Genomic DNA, 19,540 nt, shown 5'->3' on the forward strand with positions numbered 1-19,540 from the left:
TCAGGACAGCCAGTCGGTGTAGCGCGTGGGAGCGAGCAGGGCGTGCCTGTCGGTCAGGACATCACCCCTGACGACGGCGAACATGCCGGCCGTGGGATCGGTCACCACGGTACGGTCGTCGCCCTTGCGGGACAGGGTGATCCTGCCAAGCTCGTCGAGAGGGAAGATGTCCGGGCCCGCGACGTTGCGGATTCCGTTCAGGGGCGCCCCTGCCGCGACCTCCGCGACAGCATGAGCCACGTCCCTGGAGGCGATCGGCTGGATCGGCGTGGCAGGCAGCCGGACGGTGTCGCCGTCGGCGGTCCACGACAGTACCGCGTCAATGAACTCCATGAACTGCGTGGCCCGCACGATCGAGTAGGGGATTCGGCCGGCGGCGAGGATGTCCTCCTGGAGCACTTTGGCCCGGTAGTAGTCCAGCTCCGGCACCTGATCCACGCCGACAATCGACAGGATCACCACGTGTCCGACCCCGCCCTTCCGGGCGGCGGCCAGAAGGTTGTCCATCGAGCTCTGGAAGAAGGCCGGGGAGGCCTCGTCGAAGGTCGGGGAATTCGTCAGGTTGACGACGACGTCCGCCCCCGCCACCGCCTCGTCCAGCCCCCGTCCGCTCACGACGTCGACCCCGGTGGACTGCGAGTGTGGCACCGCCTCGTGCCCGGCAGCTTGGAGATTCCTGACGACCTGGGACCCGATCAGCCCCGTTCCCCCGATGATCGCGCACTTCATGAGATGCCTTTCCCTGAGAGGTGTGCCCGCACAAACCTTACTCGGACACTTTCTGTCCGAGTACTATACGCAGATAAAAGTTGTCCGAGTCAAGGGGGCTGGCTAGAGTGGTGGCGTGAAAATGTCCGGCGGGGTCGAGTGGGCCCTGCATTGCTGCGTCGTGCTGACGTCGGCCGAGGAGCCCGTTCCCGCATCCAGGCTGGCGGAACTGCATGACGTCTCGGCGAGCTATCTGGCCAAGCAGCTGCAGGCGCTGTCCCGGGCCGGACTCGTGCGCTCGGTCGAGGGCAAGGCGGGCGGCTACATCCTGACCAGGGAACCCGCCTCGATCACGGTGCTCGATGTGGTCGAAGCTGTCGACGGTCCCGCCCCCGCGTTCATCTGCACCGAAATCCGCCAGCGGGGGCCGCTGGCCACCCCCGCCGAGTCGTGCACCGCACCCTGTCCCATCGCCCGGGCGATGGGCGCGGCACAGGAGGCCTGGCGAGAGGCGCTGCGCGCTGTCTCCATCGCCGATCTGGTTCAGGACGTGGCCTCCGCCTCCGGCCCGACCGCGCTGGCCCGAGTCAGCCAGTGGCTGACCAGCCCCAGATAGCCCACGATCAGCTCCCGCGCTCGCCAATGACAGGCCGCGGCCGACACAACATGCTGGCGCCACGGCCTGTCATGCCGGGAATGGCCTGCCGTGCCGGGCAGGGCCTGCCGAAGAGCGGACGACGGCGGCGGCCTCCCGGCCCCGGCCGCCCGCCAGCTCAGTCCGCGCTGATCAGGTTCGCCGCCGCGCCGTCCCTGTGCTTGTTGATCGCCTGCCGCGCGGCGTCGGCGTCGCCGGGCTCGATCGCGTCGACGACGTCCCGGTGCCGGGCCACGCTGCTGACCCCTTCCCAACGCCGCATCGCGACCCGCTGGTATGACACGGTCATAACAGCGTGTCGCGATGCGGCGTTGGGGGTGCGGGCGTGCGACGAGAAGCGGACCCGGCCTCACGGGGAGGCCGGGCCCGCTTCCCTGAGGGCGGGGTTCACTGGCCGGCGCTAGGGGAACCCATGATCCCGAGCTGCATCATGAGGTCCATAGTGTCCGGACGGGCGCTGAAGGAGCTGATCTTGCCGTCCTTCACGTGGAACAAATAGGCTGCGGTCGATCGGACGGACTTGCCAGTGGCGGGAATCTGCTGCCCTCCCGCTGTCAGGGGGCCTGTGTGGGTCCCCGTGAACTCGATCTCTCCCGCGACGCTGTCGTCGGAGATCACGCGGTCGGTCGCGGCGACGTGCAGATCGGGAAATGCGGTGAACCATGAGTTCATGTACTCGCGGACCTGGTCGGTGGTGGTGAGCGGCTCCGGAAGCGATGACTCGCGGAACTCGAAACCGTCCGCAAACATGCCTACGAAGCGGTCGGGATCGTGGCTGTCCCAGGCGGCCACTCCGTCCTCGTCAAGCCTGCGGACATCTTCGACGGTCATTGCAGTCTCCTCATCTCTGAGTGTGGAATCCATGCGCGGGCCTGCGGCCCTCAAGCAATGGCGCAGTTGATGACAAGCTCTCTCCGCCGCCGTGATGCGGCAACGCAGAGCGTCGTCCCTGACGGGCATCTGCCCTGCCGGGACGAACAGGATCCCCAGCCATCCAACGCATCCTGAAGAACCGCCAACCGTGGGTCGCGCGGTCTAGGAACATTCCGCGCGTCGGCCGCTGGTTTGTCAAGACCGTCGAACGCGGCCTGCTGCTCACGCCAACGCCGCATCGCGACACGCGGTGATGACCGCTTCATAACAGCGTGTCGCGATGCGGCGTGGGGGCGTGCCCTTGATCCCCGCTAGCCGTTCGGCTCCAGTAGGGTGTGCCGCTGAGGGGGCGTCAGTCCTCGCCGGTGAGGTCCGTCGCCACGCCATCCAGGTGTCTGATGATTGACTGCAGGGCGGCGCCGACGTCGCCGGACTCAATGGCGTCAACGATGTCGCGGTGCCGGGCGACACTCAAATTGCCCGAGGTCGGATCGATCCCGGAGAACACGATCGACATCCGGACGGAACCCTCGAGCGCCTCCCACTGATGCAGGAGCGTCTCATTGCCCGAGAGCCTGCACAGGAGCCGATGGAAGCCGAGGTCCGCCTCGACCCGGTCCTCGAGTGGGCGCTCCGCCGCCGCCTCCATGACCTCCAGGGCTTCGCGCAGCTCGCCGACGGGCCTGGCCCGGTTCGCCTGGTTGACGAGAGTACGCGTAGCGAGGGATTCGAGCGCGGCCCGGACGGCGAAGATGTCCCGGATCTCCTTGGCGTCGAGTTTCCGCACGCTGAGCCGCCTCCGGGGGCCTACGGTCGCGAGCCCCTCCTGCTGGATTTGGCGCAGTGCTTCGCGCAGCGTCCCACGGGAGATGCCGAGCATCTCCGAGAGCTCGGTCTCCACGAGGTGCCGCCCCGGAGCGAGCTCACCCGAGGTGATCGCGCGGCGCAGCGCCGCGAGTGCCTGCTCCCGCAGGCTCCTCTTCTCGAGCCCCACCATCGATGCCGTCTCGCTCACGGCGGACCTCCTCGTCAGGGCAACATCAAACTTCGGCTGTCAACCCGCAGCCGTCAACTATCTATCATACGTAACGGGAGTGTTTCGTCCCGCGGGGGGACCCCCGCGCGTCGGCCATGTCCCGCCGCACGCCGGCTGGTTCTCTGGCTCCTGACTCCGACCCAGTAGGGTGTCCGGCATGGGGGTTCCTTACGCGGCAAGCGGGGCGGTCCACGGGCTGCTCGTCGGGCTGGGCATCGCCGCCGCGCTCGGGTTCTTCGCCCTCGAGAAGCGGCGCCGCGGGCTCGCGGACGACAGGCTCTGGGCGATCGCCGGCTTCGCCCTCGCGTTCGGCGCGATCGGCGCCCGGCTCTTCACGTGGGACGTGGCCCGTGTGCCCTCGCTCGCTGCGTGGTGGGAGGCCGGGGACCGCAGCATCCTCGCCGGGCTCGTCGGGGCGTGGCTCGGCGTGCACGTCGGCAAGTTGATCCTGCGGTACCGGCCGTCCACGGGCGACCTCTTCGCCCCGGCCGTGGCCCTCTCGATGGCCATCGGCCGCATCGGATGCCTCCTCACGGAGCTCCCCGGGACCCCGACCGGCGGGGCGTGGGGCCTCGTCCTCACCCCCGAGCAGGCGGCGCTGTTCGGGGCCCAGGCCGGGGTCGGGCTGCATCCATCCTTCGCCTACGAAATCGCCTTCCACGCCCTCGCGTTCGCTGCCATGCTGCACTACCGGGACCGTCTGGCCCGCCCCGGGGACCTGTTCGTCCTGTACGTCGCCGGGTACGCGCTGTTCCGGTTCGCCGTCGAATTCGTGCGCGGCAACGAGGCGATGTGGCTCGGGCTGAGCGGGCCGCAGTGGTTCCTGCTCATCGTGCTCCCGCTGCTCGCGTGGCGGGTCTGGACGGTCGTCGCGGCGCTGCGGCCCGCGCGTCAGGAGGAGGTCGCCCCATGAGCAAGCCGCCCGAGCCCCCGCCGCCCAGGGTCCCGCCGCCGCCCGGGTTCCAGCCGCCCGGGCCCTGGCAGGCCCCGCGGCACTGGGGCAACTCGTTCCTCCTCGGGATCCTGGCCGGCGTCGTCGCGATCGGCCTCTACGTCTACCTGACCCTCGCGGTCGGCCCGCTCCTGAGCTATGGCAACACCCCCCTGTCACCCCTCCTCCAGGGGGTGCTCGGCTGGGGCTTCCCGCTCGTCTACCTCGCAGGAGCGATCGTGCTGACCTCCCTCCCCGCCACGATGCGCTTCGGAGCCGGCCTGCTCATCGCCATCGGCGTGTCGATGCTGATCGCAGCGGGCGTGTGCTTCGCGATCCTCTCCGGATTCTCGGGGGCGAACCGATGAGCCGCCGCGCGCCGCTCGGCCCGGGCCAGCCGCTGCGCGGCGACCGGATCCACCGCTACGTCACGGCCTTCTGCCCGCTCTGCCACGAGCAGAACCCGCCGCTGGCCCAGGTGCGCCGCCTGTCCGGGGCCCTGCTCGTGCGGGACGGCCGGGTCTGGCTCGAGCGCGGCTGCCCCGACCACGGGCTCGTGCGCACGCTCTACGACGAGTCGCCCGAGATCCTCGCGTACCTCGAGCGCTGGCAGGCGCCCACCAAGGCCCACGTCCCCGACCGGCCCGACAACTACCGCCAGGTCCCCGAGGCCTACGCGTACGGGCTGCCCGCGATGCAGACCCAGCACACGTGCATCCTCCTCGAGGACGTGATCGAGCACTGCAACCTGCGCTGCCCCACGTGCTTCACGGCGTCGGGCCCGCAGCTGCAGGGCGTCGCGCCGCTCGCGGAGGTCCTCGCGAACGTCGATGCGCGGCTGGCCCGCGAGAACGGCCGCATCGACGTGCTCATGCTCTCGGGCGGCGAGCCGACCCTGTACCCGCACCTCGAGGAGCTCCTCGACGAGCTCGTGGCCCGGCCGATCGTGCGGATCATGGTCAACAGCAACGGCGTGCTCCTCGCGCACGACGACGGGCTGCTGGCCCTGCTCGAGCGGCACCGCGAGCGCGTCGAGGTGTACCTGCAGTACGACGGGCCCTCGAAGGAAACCTCCGTGCACCACCGCGGCGGCGACCTCACCCGGGTCAAGGACGCCGCGATCGAGCGCCTCTCCGCCGCCGGCGTCTTCACGACCCTCACCATGACGGCGGCCCTCGGCGTGAACGACGGCGAGATCGGCGACGTCGTGCTCCGCGCCCTCGAGACGCCCTACATGGGCGGCGTCGCGCTCCAGCCCGTGTTCGGCTCGGGACGCGGCCACGGGATCGACGCGATGGACCGGCTCACCCACGGGGGCGTGCTCGCGCGGCTCGAGGAGCAGACCGGCGGCGTCGTCGCGTGGCACGACCTCACGGCCCTGCCGTGCTCGCACCCTCACTGCGCCTCGGTGGGCTACATGCTCAGGGACGACGCGGGTGTCTGGCGCTCCCTCACGCAGCTCATCGGCCACGACCGGCTCCTGCAGTGGCTCGAGCTCGACCCGGACGGAATCGCGAACCGCATCGCCGACAGCGCGATCCCGCTGGGCCTGCGCGAGGTCATGAAGTCCTCGCTCCTGGACCTGCTGAGCGAGCAGTCCTCCCTGTCCCACCCGCGCACCCTCGACCTGTGGAAGAACATCTGCACCCAGTGCGACCTCGGGATCGGCACCCTCGCGACCCTCGCCATGGGTGCCCTCCCCGGCCAGTACCAGCGCCTGCGCCGGCTCCTCGCCGAACGGGTCACGCGCATCACCGTCAAGCCGTTCATGGACATCTCGACCATGCTCGAGGAGCGGCTCACGCAGTGCTGCGTCCACGTCGGGACGAAGGGCGACGACGGCCTCCACCAGTGTGCGCCGTTCTGCGCCGTGCAGGCCTGGCCCGAGCTGTCCCACCAGCGGCTCAGCACCGCGACGGGCCAGCGCCTCCTGCCGCTCTCGCCCGTCGGGACGCACGAATGAGCGGCCCCCCGGACGACCGGGCGGAGGCGGCGCGCCGGCTCGCCGCGGGGCCGCAGCCGTCGGGCTTCAGGGCCGGGCCGGCGCGCGACGGCGACCACGCGCCGTCGCGCTCATCCCGCACCGGCGTCGCGCCGTACGACCCGCTGCGGCTGTGCGTCTACGCGACGATCGCGCTCCTGGGCTGGCTCGCGGGGCCGGCGGCGCTCGTCGTGTTCGCGGCCGTCGGGTTCGCGGGGTACCTGCGGGCGCGGCGTGCCGGCCTCACGCGCTCGAAGTGCGTGCTGCGGGACACGCGGCTCGTGCTCACGTACCTTGCGGCACTCACCGTCGCCGGGCTGTGGGGCGTGTGGGCGCTCGTGGCGCGGATCTGGGGTGGCTGAGCGTCAGCAGCATCCCAACGGGTAAGAGTCGGTTCGTCAGGACCCCGGCCAAGGAGAATGCGATGAAGCTGTTGGACGACGCCCTCACCCAGCTCGAGCGCTGGCATGCCCTCGACGCGGTGGCCGAACCGGTGCGGGCCGTGACTCGGGCCGCCGTGAAGCCCCGTCTGGTCCGGGATCTGCTCAGCGGCACGGGACTCGGGCACCCCCTCCATCCCGTCCTCACCGACCTGCCGATCGGGGCCTGGAGCATGGCCGCGGTCCTGGACCTGATGGGCGAACCGACGGAGCGCGGGGCGGACGTCCTCGTGGCGGCCGGGCTCGTCGCGGCCGTCCCGACCGCGGCGGCCGGCTTCAACGATTGGACGGAGACGAACGAAGCGGAGAGCCGCGTCGGCATTGTGCATGCGGCCCTCAACGTCACGGCGCTGGGCCTCTACGGCGCGTCCCTGGCCGCACGGAAGGCCGGGGCCCGCACCGCAGGCCGGGGCCTGGCCTTCGCCGGCCTCGGGATCCTGCTCACGAGCGGCTACCTCGGCGGCCATCTCGCCTTCTCGAAGGGCGTGCGCGTCAGCCGGGCCGCGTGGCATGAGGGTCCCGTCACGTGGCAGGACGTCGGGGCCGCGGACGACGTGGCCGAGGGCACGCCGACCCTGGTCGAGGCCGGGGGCGTCCCCCTGCTCCTCGTGCACGACGACGGTCGGCTCGTCGCGCTCGACAACGTCTGCACGCACGCGGGCGGCCCCCTCAACGAGGGGACCGTCAGCGGCGGGTGCGTGACCTGCCCCCTGCACGGGAGCACCTTCCGCCTCGCCGACGGCAGCGTGGTCCACGGGCCGGCGAGCGTCCCCCAGCCCAGCTACGAGGTGCGCGTCCGCGACGGCCGCGTCCTGGTCCGGGCCCGCCGGCGGAAGGCGCCGATCATCTAGCCGGTCTTGCGGGTCGTGCGCCGTTTGGCCGGCGCCTTCTCCTCCTTCTCGTCCTTCTCGTCCTTCTCGGCCTTCACGGCCTTCTCTGCCTTGGCCGGCTCCCCGCCGTCGTCCTTCTTCGCCGAGGCGCGCCTCGAGCGGGTGGCCTTGGCGGGCGCCGGCTCCTCCTCGTCCGGCTCCTCCGCGGCCGAGCCGCCGGCGGCCTTGCGCCGGCTCTCGACGCTGCGCCGCAGCGCCTCCATGAGGTCCAGGACCTCGGCGCCCTTGCGCTCCTCGGGCGGGGCGCCGAAGGTCTCCTCGGTGTCCACGGCATCGCCCTTCTCGAGCTTCGCCTCGACGAGCTGGCGCAGCTGCTCCTGGTACTCGTCGGCGAACTGGTCCGGGTCGAAGTCCGCGGACAGGCTCTCAACGAGCGAGGAGGACATCTTGAGCTCCTTGTCGGAGACCTTCACGTCCGTGTCCTCGAGGATCGGGAACGCGGCCTCGCGCACCTCGTCGGGCCACAGGAGGGACTGGAGCACCATGACGTCCCCGCGCACGCGCAGCGCCCCGAGGCGGGTCTTCTGCCGCAGGGCGAACTTCACGACGGCGGTCAGCTCGGTCTTCTCGAGGGTCTCCTTGAGCAGGTGGTACGGCTTGACCCCGACCTTCTCCGGCTCGAGGTAATAGCTCTTCTCGAAGAACATCGGGTCGATCTGGTCGTCCGGGACGAACTCGACAACCTCGATCTCGCGGCTGCGCTCCACGGGAAGGGACTCGAGGTCCTCGTCCGTCAGGACGACCGTGCGGCCGCCCTCCTCGTACGCCTTGTCGATGTCCGAGTACTCGACGACCTCGCCGCAGACCTCACACCTGCGCTGGTAGCGGATGCGCCCTCGGTCTTTGTCGTGGACCTGGTGGAGCCTGAGGTCGTGGTCCTCGGTGGCGCTGTACACCTTCACGGGCACGCTGACCAGACCGAAGCTGATGGCGCCCTTCCAGATCGACCGCATGTGCCCAGTGAACCGCAGATCCCGGGGCTTGAACAGGCGTGCACCCTCAACGCCGCATCGCAACACGCTGTTATGGGCGGCCCATAACAGCGTGTTGCGATGCGGGGTTGCGAGCCGGCGCTCAGCCGAGCAGCGCGACCTCGAGCTCGGCGGGCACAACCGGGGCATCCGTCTCGAGCTCGAGCGCGGTCTCGGCCCCCCGCGGGAACACGAGGTCCGTCACGGCCACGAGCCCGTCCTGCGCGAAGACCTCGACCGAGCACGCGTCGACGACCACATCGAGCCGAACGCCGCCGTCAGAGCCCGGCAGCGGAGCCGTCTCGGCGGAGGCGAAGAGCCCGTGGAAGTCCGTCATGCCCGAGGCGGTCCGGTCGAGCGTGAGCGTGCCCGCGGCCGGGTCGATCCGCAGCAGGGCCGCCTCGTCCTCGCCGGTGCCCAGCCGCAGCGTGCAGGCCGGAGCGCCGGCGGGCAGCGCGAGCCGCACCCGGAACGCCTCCCCGCGCGGCACGGACGCGAGCCGCGTCCGTCCGGCCGGCACGTGAACGACGGAGCCCGCAGGCACGGACGCCAGACCGCCCCCCGGCGGCAGGACCGGCGCCTGGACGAGGGCGTGGCCGCCGCCGACGGCGCGCAGGGTCACCTCGCGCGGAACGGACATGGCACTGCGCCACGCCCCCGTGGGCGTCGCGTCCGCGTAGTCCCAGTTGCTCATCCAGCCGAGCATGAGCGCCCGGCCCGTGACCCCGCTGAAGGAGACGGCGGCGTAGTAGTCGCGGCCCCAGTCGAGCCAGCGGAAGCCGTCTGCGTCGGGGCGGAACCGCTTGCCGTCGAAGTCGCCGACGCAGTACTTCATGCCGGATCCCCCGGCCGCGCCGTGCGGGTTCACGCTCACCACGAGCACCCAGCGGGTCCGCCCCTGCTTGCCCTCGACGGGAACCTCGATGAGGTCCGGGCACTCCCACAGGCCCTCGCCGGGGTCGGCGACCCCGCCGGCCACATCGGCCGCCGCGACCTCGCTCAGGAGGCGCCATGCCTTCAGGTCCGCCGAGGCGTAGAGCAGCACGCGCCGCTCCGCGGCCTCGACGGCGACCATGACCCAGTACGCGCCCGCGGGGCCCGCGTACCGGAACACCTTGGGGTCGCGGAAGTTCGCCGAGCCGCGGTCCAGCACGGGATTGCCCTCGTGCTTGGTCCAGGTCGCGCCGTCGTCGAGGCTGTAGGCGAGCGACTGGGCCTGGATGCCGGGGCGCTCGGAGCCCTCCGCGTACGCGCTCGTGTACACGGCGACGAGCGGCACGGTCGCCTCGCCGCCTGCATCGGGCGCGCCGTCGCGCTCCCTGCTGGCAAAGCCGGCCGTATTGAGGGGGTCCGCCACGACGCTGCCCGAGAAGATCGCCTCGGTCCCGGTGCACGGGATCGCGACCGGCTGCTCGGTCCAGGTGTGCAGGTCGGTCGACGTCGCGTGGCCCCAGGACATGTTGCCCCAGTCCGGGCCAGAGGGGTTGTGCTGGTAGAAGAGGTGGTACACGCCGCGGTGGAAGACGAGCCCGTTGGGATCGTTCATCCAGTTCCGCGCGGGCGTGTAGTGGACGCGCGGCCGGTAGTCGTCGCGGGTCGGGACAGGTGCGGTGGTGGTCATCGCTTCTTTCGTGGTTCAGGGGGTGCGCGCGAGTTCTGGGGCGCGCGGCGGGCTTCTACGGTGCTGCGGGCGTGAGGCCGACGGCGGGCACCTCGCCCGGCACGTCGGAGGCCAGCGGCGGCTCGGCGCCCGCGCGGGAGACGGTCACGGCGGCGGCCCGGGCTGCGAACGACCCGGCGGCCGCGAGCGCGCGGGCGCTGATCGGGGCGAGCCGGTCTCCCCCGGCGGCCAGGAGCGCGTGCACGAGGGCGGACATGTAGCTGTCCCCCGCCCCGACCGTGTCGCGGACCTCGACGGCCACGGGCGCGACCTCGGCCTCGTGCCCGCCCGAGAGCAGGAAGGAGCCGCTCGCGCCCAGGGTGACGGCGACGACGGTCGGGCCCAGTTCCGCGATCCGCCGTGCCGCGGCGCGCGGGGCGAGGCACGGATAGAGGTACGCCGCGTCCTCGTCGCTGAGCTTGACGACGTCGGCCAGGCCGGCGAGGCGCTCGAACCTCGCCAGGGCGTCGGCGTGCGGGCCGACGAGGGCGGGGCGGATGTTGGGGTCGAGGCTCACCGTCGCGCCGCGCCCGTGCCGGGCCGCGCGCACGATCTCCTCGACGCGCGCGGCTCCCGGCTCGAGGAACGCGGCGACCGAGCCGACATGCACGTGCTGCACGTGCACGTGCCGCGCCGGCGGCAGCGCCACGGAGCCGGGGAGCTCCCAGGCGAGGTCGAATTCATAGGAGGCCGCGCCGTCGTCCGCGATGTGGGCCGCCGCGCTCGAGGTGACCGGCAGGCAGAACGACTCCGGCAGCACGTCCACGCCCGAGGCGGCGAGCCGCGCTGCGATCGCCTCGCCGCGCGCGTCCCGGCCGAGGGCCGTGAGGAACGCCGTCGGCGTGCCGAGCCGGGCGAGGCCGAGGGCCACGTTCGCGGGCGAGCCGCCCGGGTGCTCGCGCGTGCCCGCCGCGGTGCGGATGATGTCGGTGAGGCTCTCCCCCACGACCAGCACGCTCACCCCTTGACCCCGCTCGCCGCAATGCTGTTCACGAACGCGCGCTGGAACGCGATGAACAGGGCCACGACCGGGAGCGTAATGAGGGACGTGTACGCCATGACCTCGCCCCACGAGACGTTGAGCTGGAAGAAGTACTGCACGCCGAGCATGACGGGGCGCAGCTCCTCGCTCTGGACCACCATGAGCGGCCACAGGTACGAGTTCCATGCGGGCAGGAACGTCAGGATCGCGACCGTCGCGACGGCCGGGCCGGAGAGCGGCATGACAACGCGGCGGTAGATCGTGAACCAGCCGGCGCCGTCCATGCGGGCGGCCTCGTCGAGCTCCTTCGGGATGGAGTCGAAGTACTGGTGGAAGAGGTAGATCGAGAACGCGTTCGCGACGAACGGCAGGACCTGCACCTGGTAGGTGTCGAGCCAGCCGGTGGTCAGCTCGAGGCTGAACCCGTTGGCGGTGAGCCACGGGAGCTGGTTGACCCACCACACGAGCGGCAGGGCCAGCGTCTCGAACGGGACGATGAGCGTCGCGATGACGAGCGTCAGGATGATGCCCTTGCCGCGGACCCGCATGCGGGAGAGCGCGAAGGCGGCCATCGAGTTGACGACGACGCCGAGCGCCACCGTCACGGCCGAGACGCCCACCGAGTTGAGCAGGAACCGGGCCGCGGGGACGCGGTCGAACACGGCGGCGTAGTTGTCGAGCGAGAGGTGCCCGACCGGAAGGAACGCCGCCGGCGAGCCCAGGTCGCCGAAGATCTGCTGGTCCGGCTTGAGCGAGGAGACGACCATGAACAGGAGCGGGAACGCGAAGACCGCGGCGAGGGCGATCCGCGCGAGCCACGCGACCGGGCCGGTTCCCGGGCGGAGCACGCCCTGAGGCTTGAGGACAGTCATGTCAGGACTTCTCCCGCGTGAGGTAGCGCTGGGCGCTCGAGACGATGAGGACGAGGACGAAGAAGACCAGGGAGATCGCCGAGGCGTACGAGGTCTCCTGCTGGCGGAACCCGGTCTGGACGGCTTGGTGGACGATCGTCGTCGTCGAGTCGAGCGGGCCGCCCTGGGTCATGACGTCGATCTGGGTGAACAGGCTCAGGGCCTGGATCGTGATCGTGACGAGGATGAGGTTCCGCGTGGCCCGCAGCCCCGGCCACGTGATGTGCCGGAAGCGCTGCCACGTGCTCACGCCGTCGAGCGCCGCGGCCTCGTAGAGGTCGCCCGGGATGGTCTGCAGGCCCGAGAGCCAGATGATCATGTGGAAGCCGGCGGCCTGCCACACGGACATGAGGATGACGGCGGGCATGGCCGTGGCCGGGTCGTTGAGCCAGTCCGGCCCCTCGACGAGGCCGAACGTGACCGCGCGGATGACCTCGTTGAGCAGGCCCTCCTGCCGGTACATGAACAGCCACAGGAGCGAGACCACGACCATCGAGGTCACGACGGGCAGGAAGTACACGGTGCGGAAGAAGTTCACGCCCCGGACCCGGACGTTGACGAGCAGCGCCATGCCGAGCGCGAGCGCCGACTGGAGCGGCACGACGACGACCGCGAAGTACGCGACGTTCGCGAGCGAGCGCCAGAACGTGGCGTCCTCGGCGAGCCGGACGAAGTTGTCCAGGCCCACGAATTCGGGCGGGTACGGGGAGATGAGCCGGGCGTTCGTGAACGCGAGGCCGAACGCGAGCAGCGCCGGGACCACGATGAACAGCACGAGCAGGAGCGCGGCGGGGGCGATCATGGCCCAGCCGAGGCGCTCCTCGCGGCGGGCGACGGCGCCGGCCATGGTTCCGGAACGGGGGCGAGTGCGGGGACCGGGCAGGGGACCCGGGCGGGCGGCGCGCCCGCCCACGCGCGGGGCGTGGGGGGCGCGGTCACTCGCGCGGTCGGTGACAGAGTGGGTGGTCATGGTGCTCAGCCCTTGTAGCCGCCGTTGGACTTGATGTTGGCGTCGATGTCCTTCACGGCCTTGTCCAGGGTGGACTTCGGGTCGGCGCCGGAGAGGATGTCCTGCGTCGCCTTGCCGAACTCGGTCGCGATGAACGGGTACGCCGGGGTCTCGGGGCGCAGCACGGCGAACTCTTGCGAGAACTCGCGGAAGATGCTGTTCGCGCCGCCGGGGGCGTAGGCCGGGATGAGCGCCGCGGCCTCCTCCGTGGCCGGGATCGTGCCGGTGGCCTGGGCGATCTTCGCGACGTTCTCCGGGGCCAGCGTGAAGGAGAGGTAGTCCATCGCGGCCTCGGCGCTCTTGCATCCGCTTGTGACACCCCACTGCCACGAGCCGCCGCCGATCTTCGGGCCCTCGCCGAGGTCCACCGAGGGCAGGACGACGAGGTCGTCGCCGAGCGCCGCGCGGGCCTTGTCCGCAGCCCACGAGCCGGTGTACAGGATCGCGCTCTTGCCCGCGATGAAGTCCGCCGTCGTGTCCTTGCCGCTCTTCTGGGCGGCGTAGCCCTTCTCGACGAGGCCGTGGAACCACTCGGCCCACTCGACAGCGGCGTCGCCGTTGAGCGTGCCGTCGGCGCTCTGGTAGCCGTCGCGGTTCACGAGGTCGCCGCCCGCGGACTGGAGGAACGGCGAGTAGGCGTACGGGAGCCATTCGCCGGTGCCGCCCGTGCCGAGGTCCAGCGGGTGCTCCCACGTGCCGAGGCCCTTGAGCTTCTCGAGCGCCGCGTCGAGCTCGTCCTTCGTCCATGGCGAGTCGATGGTCGGGATGCGGACGCCGGCGGCCGTGAGGTCGGACCTGCGGGCCAGGAGCGCGAGGGCGACGTCGTAGTGGCCCACCGAGTAGGTCTTCCCGTTCCACTCGCCGAGCGTCGAGGGGAGGTTCTTCGAGAGGTCGGCGCTGAGCTCGAGCGGGGCGAGGTACTTCGACCACGCCCAGTTGGGGACGTTCGGGCCGTCGATGTCGACGATGCACGGGAGCTTCTTGGCCGAGGCCGCCGCGACGACGGAGTCGTTGTAGGAGTCCTGCGGGAAGGCCTGGACCTTGACCGTGGCCTTCTTGTCCGGCTTCGCGTTGTACTCGTCGACCAGCGACTGGATCGCCGCGAGCTCTTCCTTGTTGCCCGCGTTGTGCGTCCAGAGGGTGAGCTCGCCGTTGGCGCCGTCGCCTGAGCCGCCCGAGCCGGAGCCGCACGCGACGAGGCTTCCGCCGAGGGCCGTCGCCACTACACTGGCTGCGAGGAGCCGCTTGACCGCTGTCTTCATGCGCGTTGTTCCTTCTGTCTTGTCCTGGGAGGGATGGGGTGGGGGTGATGGCTCCTGGTGACGGGTGCGGCTGTTGCCGCAGGCGCACCCGTCCCCCCGGAGCCGGTGGGGGGTCACTTCCGTTGCGGGGTCACGTCCCTGCGTTGCGGGGTCACATCCCTGCGCTGCGGGGTCTTGCGACCGACCCGCGCCGCACGAGCGGGCAGTCGAGGAGCTTCTGGCGGGGCTCGCCGTCGTCCGCCGTCCCCTCGATCTCGTCGAGGAGCCGGCTCACCGCCCAGCGGCCCATGTCGTAGTGCGGGAGCGCCACGGTCGTGAGCCCTGGCCACAAGCCGTCGGCCACAATCTCGAAGTTGTCGATGCCCACCACCGAGAGGTCCCCGGGGATGCCGAGGCCACGGCGGGCGGCGACCTCATAGACGCCGAAGGCCTGCTGGTCGTGGAAACAGAAGATCGCCGTCGGCGGATCGGGCAGGGCCAGGAGCTCCTCCGCCCCGGCCCGGCCCCCGCTGACGGCTGGCCGCTGCCTCGTGACCAGCGCGCCGTCGTACTCGATCCCCGCCTCGGCGAGGCTCGAGCGGTAGCCCTCGAGCCGGCCGAAGGCGGCGGGAATCTCGTCCCTGTTGTTGATGAAGCCGATGCGCCGGTGGCCGGCCTCGATGAGTTCCTTCATCGCCGTGCGGGCGGCAGCCGCCTCGTCCGGGACGACCGAGGGGAACGCCCCCTCAGCATCGAAGGCATCCAGCAGGACGACCGGGACGTTGATGCCAGCCGGGATCTCCGCACGCTGGTGGTACATGCGGGCGAGGACGAGGCCGTCCACCTGATGCTGCAGGAGGGTCCGCACCTGCTTCTCCTCGAGCGCCCAGTTCCGGCCGCTGTCCACGAGCATGACGAGCCAGCCCCGCTCGTACGCCGCATCCTGCGCCCCGAGGATCATCTCGCCGGCGAAGGGGCTGCTGGCGATCTCGTCGCTGACGAGGCCGAGCAGGTAGGAGCGCTGGTTGCGCAGGCCGCTCGCGAGCCGGTTCGGCGAGTAGCCGAGGCTCGCGGCGACCTTCCGGACGTGCTCACGCGTCTCCGGGCTGACCCGGGCCTGGTGGGCTTCGCTCAGGGCGTGCGAGACGGTCGTGACAGACACCTCGGCGGCTTTCGCCACGTCGCGGATGCCGACCTTGCCCATCCTGCACTCCCTCGTCCAAAACGTTTTGTATGCGTTGCATCACAGTCTGGGGCAAACCGTTTTGCATTGTCAACCCACGCCTTTGCCCCCACCCTCAACGCCGCATCGCAACACGCCGTTATGGGCGGCGCATGACGGCGTGTTGCGATGCGGGGTTGGGGGTGGGGTTGGGGTGGCTAGCGGCCCTCGTCGAGGATGCGGCGGACGTCGAACGCTGCCGCGGTCTCGAGCTGCGCGTACGTGCAGCTCGAGGGGTCCCGGTCGGTCCGCCACCGGCGGAACTGGGCGGTGTGCCGGAACCGGTCCCCCTCCATGTGGTCGTAGGCGACCTCGACGACGAGCTCGGGCCTGAGCGGGACGAAGGAGAGGTCCTTGCCGCCGCTCCAGCGGCTCACGGCGCCGGGCAGGCGCTGCGTCCCGTGCGCCGACTGGTCGGCCCACCTGCCCCACGGGTGCGCGGCGAGGTCCGTCTCGACGAGCGGCGCGAGCTCCGTGGCGAGCGCGCGCCGCTTCGCCATGGGGAACGAGGCGGCGACGCCGACGTGGTGGAGGGTCCCGCCGTCGTCGTACAGGCCGAGCAGGAGCGAGCCGAGCGCGTTCCTGCTGTCTGTGCCTCCGGCTTTGTGCCACCGGAACCCCGCGACGACGCAGTCCGCCGTGCGCTCGTGCTTGATCTTGAACATGCTCCGCTTGCCCGGCTCGTAGGGGGCGTCGAGCGGCTTGGCGATGACGCCGTCGAGCCCGGCCCCCTCGAACTCAGTGAACCACCGCTTCGCCTCCTCGAGGTCGGCTGTGGCCGGCGTGAGGATGATGGACTCCTCCGGCCCGCCGAGGATCTGGCGCAGGACGTCGCGCCGGTCGCCGAAGGGGCGGCGCATGAGGTTCTCACTGCCGAGCGCGAGGATGTCAAAGGCGACGAGGGACGACGGCGTGTGCTCGGCCAGGAGCCGCACCCGGCTGTCCGCGGGGTGGATGCGCTGCTGCAGGGCCTCGAAGTCCAGGCGGTCGTTGAGGAGCAGGACGATTTCGCCGTCGACCACGCACTTCTCCGGCAGGCCCCGACGCAGGATCTCGACGAGTTCGGGGAAGTAGCGCGTCATGGGCTTGTCGTTCCGGCTGCCGAGCATCACCTCGTCGCCGTCCTTGAAGACGATCGTCCTGAAGCCGTCCCACTTCGGCTCGCTGTGCCCGACGTCGGGGATCTCACGGACGGGGCGCGCGAGCATGGGTTCGACCGGCGGCATCACGGGTAGATCCATGGGGACATCTTCCACCGGAAGCTCACACCATGGGAGATTAGCCGCATGGCTCCGCACCGCGAGACCGTCGAGATCGAAGGCCGCCGGATCAGCCTGTCCAATCTGGACAAGGTGCTGTACCCCGAGGCCGGCACCACGAAGGCCGACGTCATCGAGTACTACAAGTCCGTCGCCGACGTCATGATCCCCGTGGTGCGCGACCGTCCGGCCACGCGGAAGCGGTGGGTGAACGGCGTCGGCACGGCCGAGGAGCCGGGCGAGGTGTTCTTCCAGAAGAACCTGGACAAAAGGTCCACGCCGGACTGGGTCGAGCGCGTGACGCTCCACCATCGGAACTCCGTCAACTCGTACCCGCTCGTCAACGACCTCCCGACCCTCATCTGGCTCGCCCAGATCGCCGCCCTCGAGATCCACGTCCCGCAGTGGCGCGCCGTCGAGGAAGACACGATGCTCAACCCGGACCGGCTCGTGATCGACCTCGACCCCGGCCCCGGCGCGGGACTGCCCGAATGCGTCGAGGTGGCCAAGCTGGTCAAGTCGATCTTCGACGACATGGGCCTGGCCTCGGTCCCGGTCACCAGCGGGTCCAAGGGCATCCACCTCTACGCCAAGCTCGACATGGGCCAGCGGTGGGAGGAGGTCTCCGCGGTGGCACGGGAGCTCGCGAAGTCCCTCGAGGCCGACCACCCCGACCTCATCGTCGCCGACCAGAAGAAGACCCTGCGCAAGGGCCGCGTCCTCGTGGACTGGAGCCAGAACAGCGGCCAGAAGACCACGATCGCCCCGTACTCCCTGCGGGGGCGCGTCCAGCCCATGGTCGCCGCGCCGCGGACGTGGAAGGAGATCGACTCCCCCAAACTGGCACACGTGCGCTACGACGAGATGCCCGCCCGGCTCAAGAAGTTCGGCGATCTCTTCGAGCCCCTCCACGCCATCCCGCTCTCGGAGGCGCCCGACGCCGGCCGCCCCTCCAAGCCCGAGGCCCGGTCCCGCGCCTCGGCCGGCGCCCGCTCCGGCTCGAAGGGCGGCTCCCGCGGCTCGCGGTCGTCCGGCGAGGACGACGACGACGGCGGCCACGGGCCGTCGTCCTCCGGGGGTGCGGGCGCCCGCCCGGGCGAAGACCGCCTGACCCGCTACCGGGCAAAGCGCGACGCCGAGAAGACCCCCGAGCCGGTCCCGCTCGAGGCGCCGACGCCCGGGGCGGGCGACGCGTTCGTGATCCATGAGCACCACGCGCGGCGCCTGCACTGGGACCTGCGGCTCGAGCACGAGGGCGTGCTGGCCTCGTTCGCGATCCCCAAGGGCATCCCCACGGACACCGGCACGAACCACCTGGCCGTGCACACCGAGGACCACCCGATCGAGTACCTCACGTTCTCCGGCACCATCCCCCAGGGCGAGTACGGCGCGGGCGAGATGTTCGTGTGGGACACCGGGACGTACGAGGTGGAGAAGTGGATCGAGGGCAAGGAGATCATCGTCATCCTGCATGGCAGGGAGGGCGGCGGCCTCCAGGCCGTCGCCGAGGGGCTGGGCCGGGCCGGGGCCGGGGTGCGGCTCGCGCTCATCCATCCCGAGGGGGGCTACGGCGGGGGCGAGTCGGGGGGGAAGGAGAACTGGCTTGCGCACTTGATGAAGGACCAGGAGAAGGGCCATTGGCGCCGCGGCGCCAAGGGCGGCGGTGATGCCCCCGAGAAACCCGGGGTCACCTCCCAGGAATCCGGGGTCACCTCCCAAGAATCCGGGGTCACCTCCCAAGAATCCGGGGTCACCTCCCAAGAATCCGGGGTCACCTCCAAGAAGGGCCGGGCAGCTCCCGCCCCCGCACCCATGCTCGCGCAGGCGGGCACACCGGGACTCGTGCGCGGCGAGGGCTGGGCGCTCGAGATGAAGTGGGACGGCATCCGGGCGATCGTCGACGCGCGGGCCGAGCCGCTGCGCCTGTGGAGCCGGCGCGGGATCGACCAGGCCGGGACCTACCCCGAGCTCGCGGGGCTCGCGGACCTCGGTCCGGCAGTCCTCGACGGCGAGATCGTCGCCCAGGACGCGCGCGGGCGCCCCGACTTCGGGCTCCTGCAGCAGCGCATGAACCTCACCCGGCCCGCCGACGTCGAACGTGCGCGGCGCGACGTCCAGGTGAAGATCTTCCTGTTCGACATCCTGGAGTACGACGGCCAGGACCTCACGGGCCTGGCCTTCCGCGACCGCCGCGCTGCCCTCGAGCTCCTGGCCGCGGGCGGCCTGCCCCCGGCGACCGAGCTCTCGCCGCTCTTCGAAGGGGAGATCGAGCACATCCTCGAGGCCTCCGCGGAGCACGGGCTGGAGGGCGTCATGGCCAAGCGCCTCGATTCCCGGTATGACGCCGGCCGCCGCTCTGGGGCCTGGCTGAAGATCAAGAACGCGCGCATTCAGGAGGTCGTGGTCGCCGGATGGCGCGAGGGCAAGGGCTCCCGCTCGGCGACGATCGGCTCGCTGATCCTCGGCATCCCGGACGACGCCGGCGTGCTGCGGTACGCGGGGCGGGTCGGCTCGGGCTTCGCCGAGGCGGACCTGCGCAGGATCTCCTCAATGCTGGACGCCCTCGAGCGGAAGACGTCCCCACTGGAGGACGTCCCCGCCGAGGATCGACGGGACGCCCACTGGGTCACGCCCAAGCTCGTCGCCGAGGTGACCTACTCGGAAATGACCTCGGGCGGCAGGCTGCGCCACCCGGTGTGGCGCGGCTGGCGCCCGGACAAGGTGCCCGCAGACGTGGTGCTCGAGCCGCCCGGCCGCTGAGCGGAGGCGCG

Annotated in this window: 19 protein-coding genes; 7 read left to right on the forward strand and 12 right to left on the reverse strand. The window is 71.1% G+C overall.

Going from position 1 to position 19,540, the window contains the following annotated elements:
* Positions 1-729 (reverse strand): SDR family oxidoreductase, encoded by a 729-nt coding sequence (locus BV907_RS09290; protein ID WP_077489453.1) that lies wholly within the window; start codon positions 727-729, stop codon positions 1-3.
* A 121-nt stretch (positions 730-850) separates the two neighbouring features.
* On the opposite strand from BV907_RS09290, the gene BV907_RS09295 reads away from it, so the two are divergent.
* The gene (locus BV907_RS09295; RefSeq protein WP_077489454.1) at positions 851-1,324 is read left to right on the forward strand and encodes an RrF2 family transcriptional regulator; all 474 of its coding nucleotides are present in this window, start codon (positions 851-853) and stop codon (positions 1,322-1,324) included.
* Between the two features lie 157 nt (positions 1,325-1,481).
* Here the strand turns inward: BV907_RS09295 and BV907_RS09300 are convergent, their stop codons facing one another.
* The 3 genes from BV907_RS09300 to BV907_RS09310 all read right to left on the reverse strand — a co-directional run bounded on the left by BV907_RS09300 (position 1,482) and on the right by BV907_RS09310 (position 3,233).
* Entirely contained in the window at positions 1,482-1,652 is a 171-nt protein-coding gene (locus BV907_RS09300; RefSeq protein ID WP_077489455.1) for an FCD domain-containing protein, read from the reverse strand.
* Positions 1,653-1,750: 98 nt separating this feature from the next.
* The gene (locus BV907_RS09305) at positions 1,751-2,194 is read right to left on the reverse strand and encodes an ester cyclase (RefSeq protein ID WP_175637424.1); all 444 of its coding nucleotides are present in this window, start codon (positions 2,192-2,194) and stop codon (positions 1,751-1,753) included.
* 394 nt (positions 2,195-2,588) lie between these two features.
* Positions 2,589-3,233, reverse strand: a complete 645-nt coding sequence (locus tag BV907_RS09310; RefSeq protein WP_077489516.1) for a GntR family transcriptional regulator — start codon at positions 3,231-3,233, stop codon at positions 2,589-2,591.
* Between the two features lie 196 nt (positions 3,234-3,429).
* Here BV907_RS09310 and BV907_RS09315 point away from each other — a divergent pair, with 196 nt between their 5' ends.
* From BV907_RS09315 to BV907_RS09335, 5 genes are all read left to right on the forward strand, one after another.
* Positions 3,430-4,185, forward strand: coding sequence for a prolipoprotein diacylglyceryl transferase (locus tag BV907_RS09315; protein WP_077489457.1), 756 nt, complete (start codon positions 3,430-3,432; stop codon positions 4,183-4,185).
* Positions 4,182-4,571 (forward strand): hypothetical protein, encoded by a 390-nt coding sequence (locus tag BV907_RS09320; RefSeq protein WP_077489458.1) that lies wholly within the window; start codon positions 4,182-4,184, stop codon positions 4,569-4,571. The genes BV907_RS09315 and BV907_RS09320 overlap by 4 nt, the downstream gene beginning before the upstream one ends.
* Positions 4,568-6,166 (forward strand): radical SAM protein, encoded by a 1,599-nt coding sequence (locus BV907_RS09325; protein WP_077489459.1) that lies wholly within the window; start codon positions 4,568-4,570, stop codon positions 6,164-6,166. Before BV907_RS09320 ends, BV907_RS09325 begins: the two co-directional genes overlap by 4 nt.
* Complete coding sequence (locus BV907_RS09330) at positions 6,163-6,546, forward strand: hypothetical protein (RefSeq protein WP_077489460.1); 384 nt, start codon at positions 6,163-6,165, stop codon at positions 6,544-6,546. The genes BV907_RS09325 and BV907_RS09330 overlap by 4 nt, the downstream gene beginning before the upstream one ends.
* A 62-nt stretch (positions 6,547-6,608) precedes the next feature.
* Entirely contained in the window at positions 6,609-7,475 is an 867-nt protein-coding gene (locus BV907_RS09335; RefSeq protein ID WP_077489461.1) for a Rieske (2Fe-2S) protein, read from the forward strand.
* Here BV907_RS09335 and ku read toward each other — a convergent pair.
* The 8 genes from ku to BV907_RS09375 form a co-directional block, all read right to left on the reverse strand.
* Positions 7,472-8,467: a non-homologous end joining protein Ku gene (gene ku, locus BV907_RS09340; RefSeq protein ID WP_077489462.1), complete on the reverse strand. Its 996-nt coding sequence runs from the start codon at positions 8,465-8,467 to the stop codon at positions 7,472-7,474. The two genes, BV907_RS09335 and ku, sit on opposite strands and share 4 nt — an antisense overlap.
* Before the next feature lie 121 nt (positions 8,468-8,588).
* A complete protein-coding gene (locus BV907_RS09345; protein ID WP_077489463.1) occupies positions 8,589-10,106 on the reverse strand; it encodes a glycoside hydrolase family 32 protein in 1,518 nt (505 codons plus the stop codon).
* Positions 10,107-10,161: 55 nt separating this feature from the next.
* On the reverse strand, positions 10,162-11,100 hold the full coding sequence (locus BV907_RS09350; protein WP_245827881.1) for a PfkB family carbohydrate kinase: 939 nt from the start codon (positions 11,098-11,100) through the stop codon (positions 10,162-10,164).
* A 2-nt stretch (positions 11,101-11,102) separates the two neighbouring features.
* Positions 11,103-11,894 carry a carbohydrate ABC transporter permease gene (locus BV907_RS09355; protein WP_245827886.1) on the reverse strand — a complete coding sequence of 264 codons (792 nt, stop codon included), beginning with the start codon at positions 11,892-11,894 and terminating at the stop codon, positions 11,103-11,105.
* Between the two features lie 106 nt (positions 11,895-12,000).
* Positions 12,001-13,008 carry a carbohydrate ABC transporter permease gene (locus tag BV907_RS09360; RefSeq protein WP_245827882.1) on the reverse strand — a complete coding sequence of 336 codons (1,008 nt, stop codon included), beginning with the start codon at positions 13,006-13,008 and terminating at the stop codon, positions 12,001-12,003.
* Between the two features lie 5 nt (positions 13,009-13,013).
* Positions 13,014-14,309: a sugar ABC transporter substrate-binding protein gene (locus BV907_RS09365; RefSeq protein ID WP_077489467.1), complete on the reverse strand. Its 1,296-nt coding sequence runs from the start codon at positions 14,307-14,309 to the stop codon at positions 13,014-13,016.
* A gap of 151 nt (positions 14,310-14,460) precedes the next feature.
* On the reverse strand, positions 14,461-15,492 hold the full coding sequence (locus BV907_RS09370; protein ID WP_077489468.1) for a LacI family DNA-binding transcriptional regulator: 1,032 nt from the start codon (positions 15,490-15,492) through the stop codon (positions 14,461-14,463).
* A 176-nt stretch (positions 15,493-15,668) separates the two neighbouring features.
* Positions 15,669-16,751 carry an ATP-dependent DNA ligase gene (locus BV907_RS09375; protein ID WP_077489469.1) on the reverse strand — a complete coding sequence of 361 codons (1,083 nt, stop codon included), beginning with the start codon at positions 16,749-16,751 and terminating at the stop codon, positions 15,669-15,671.
* A gap of 45 nt (positions 16,752-16,796) precedes the next feature.
* Between BV907_RS09375 and BV907_RS09380 the strand changes: the two genes are divergently transcribed.
* Positions 16,797-19,529 carry an ATP-dependent DNA ligase gene (locus BV907_RS09380; RefSeq protein WP_077489470.1) on the forward strand — a complete coding sequence of 911 codons (2,733 nt, stop codon included), beginning with the start codon at positions 16,797-16,799 and terminating at the stop codon, positions 19,527-19,529.
* Positions 19,530-19,540 lie beyond the last annotated feature (11 nt).

It is taken from the genome of Sinomonas mesophila (assembly GCF_001999765.1).
GTDB classification, from domain to species: Bacteria; Actinomycetota; Actinomycetes; order Actinomycetales; family Micrococcaceae; genus Sinomonas; species Sinomonas mesophila.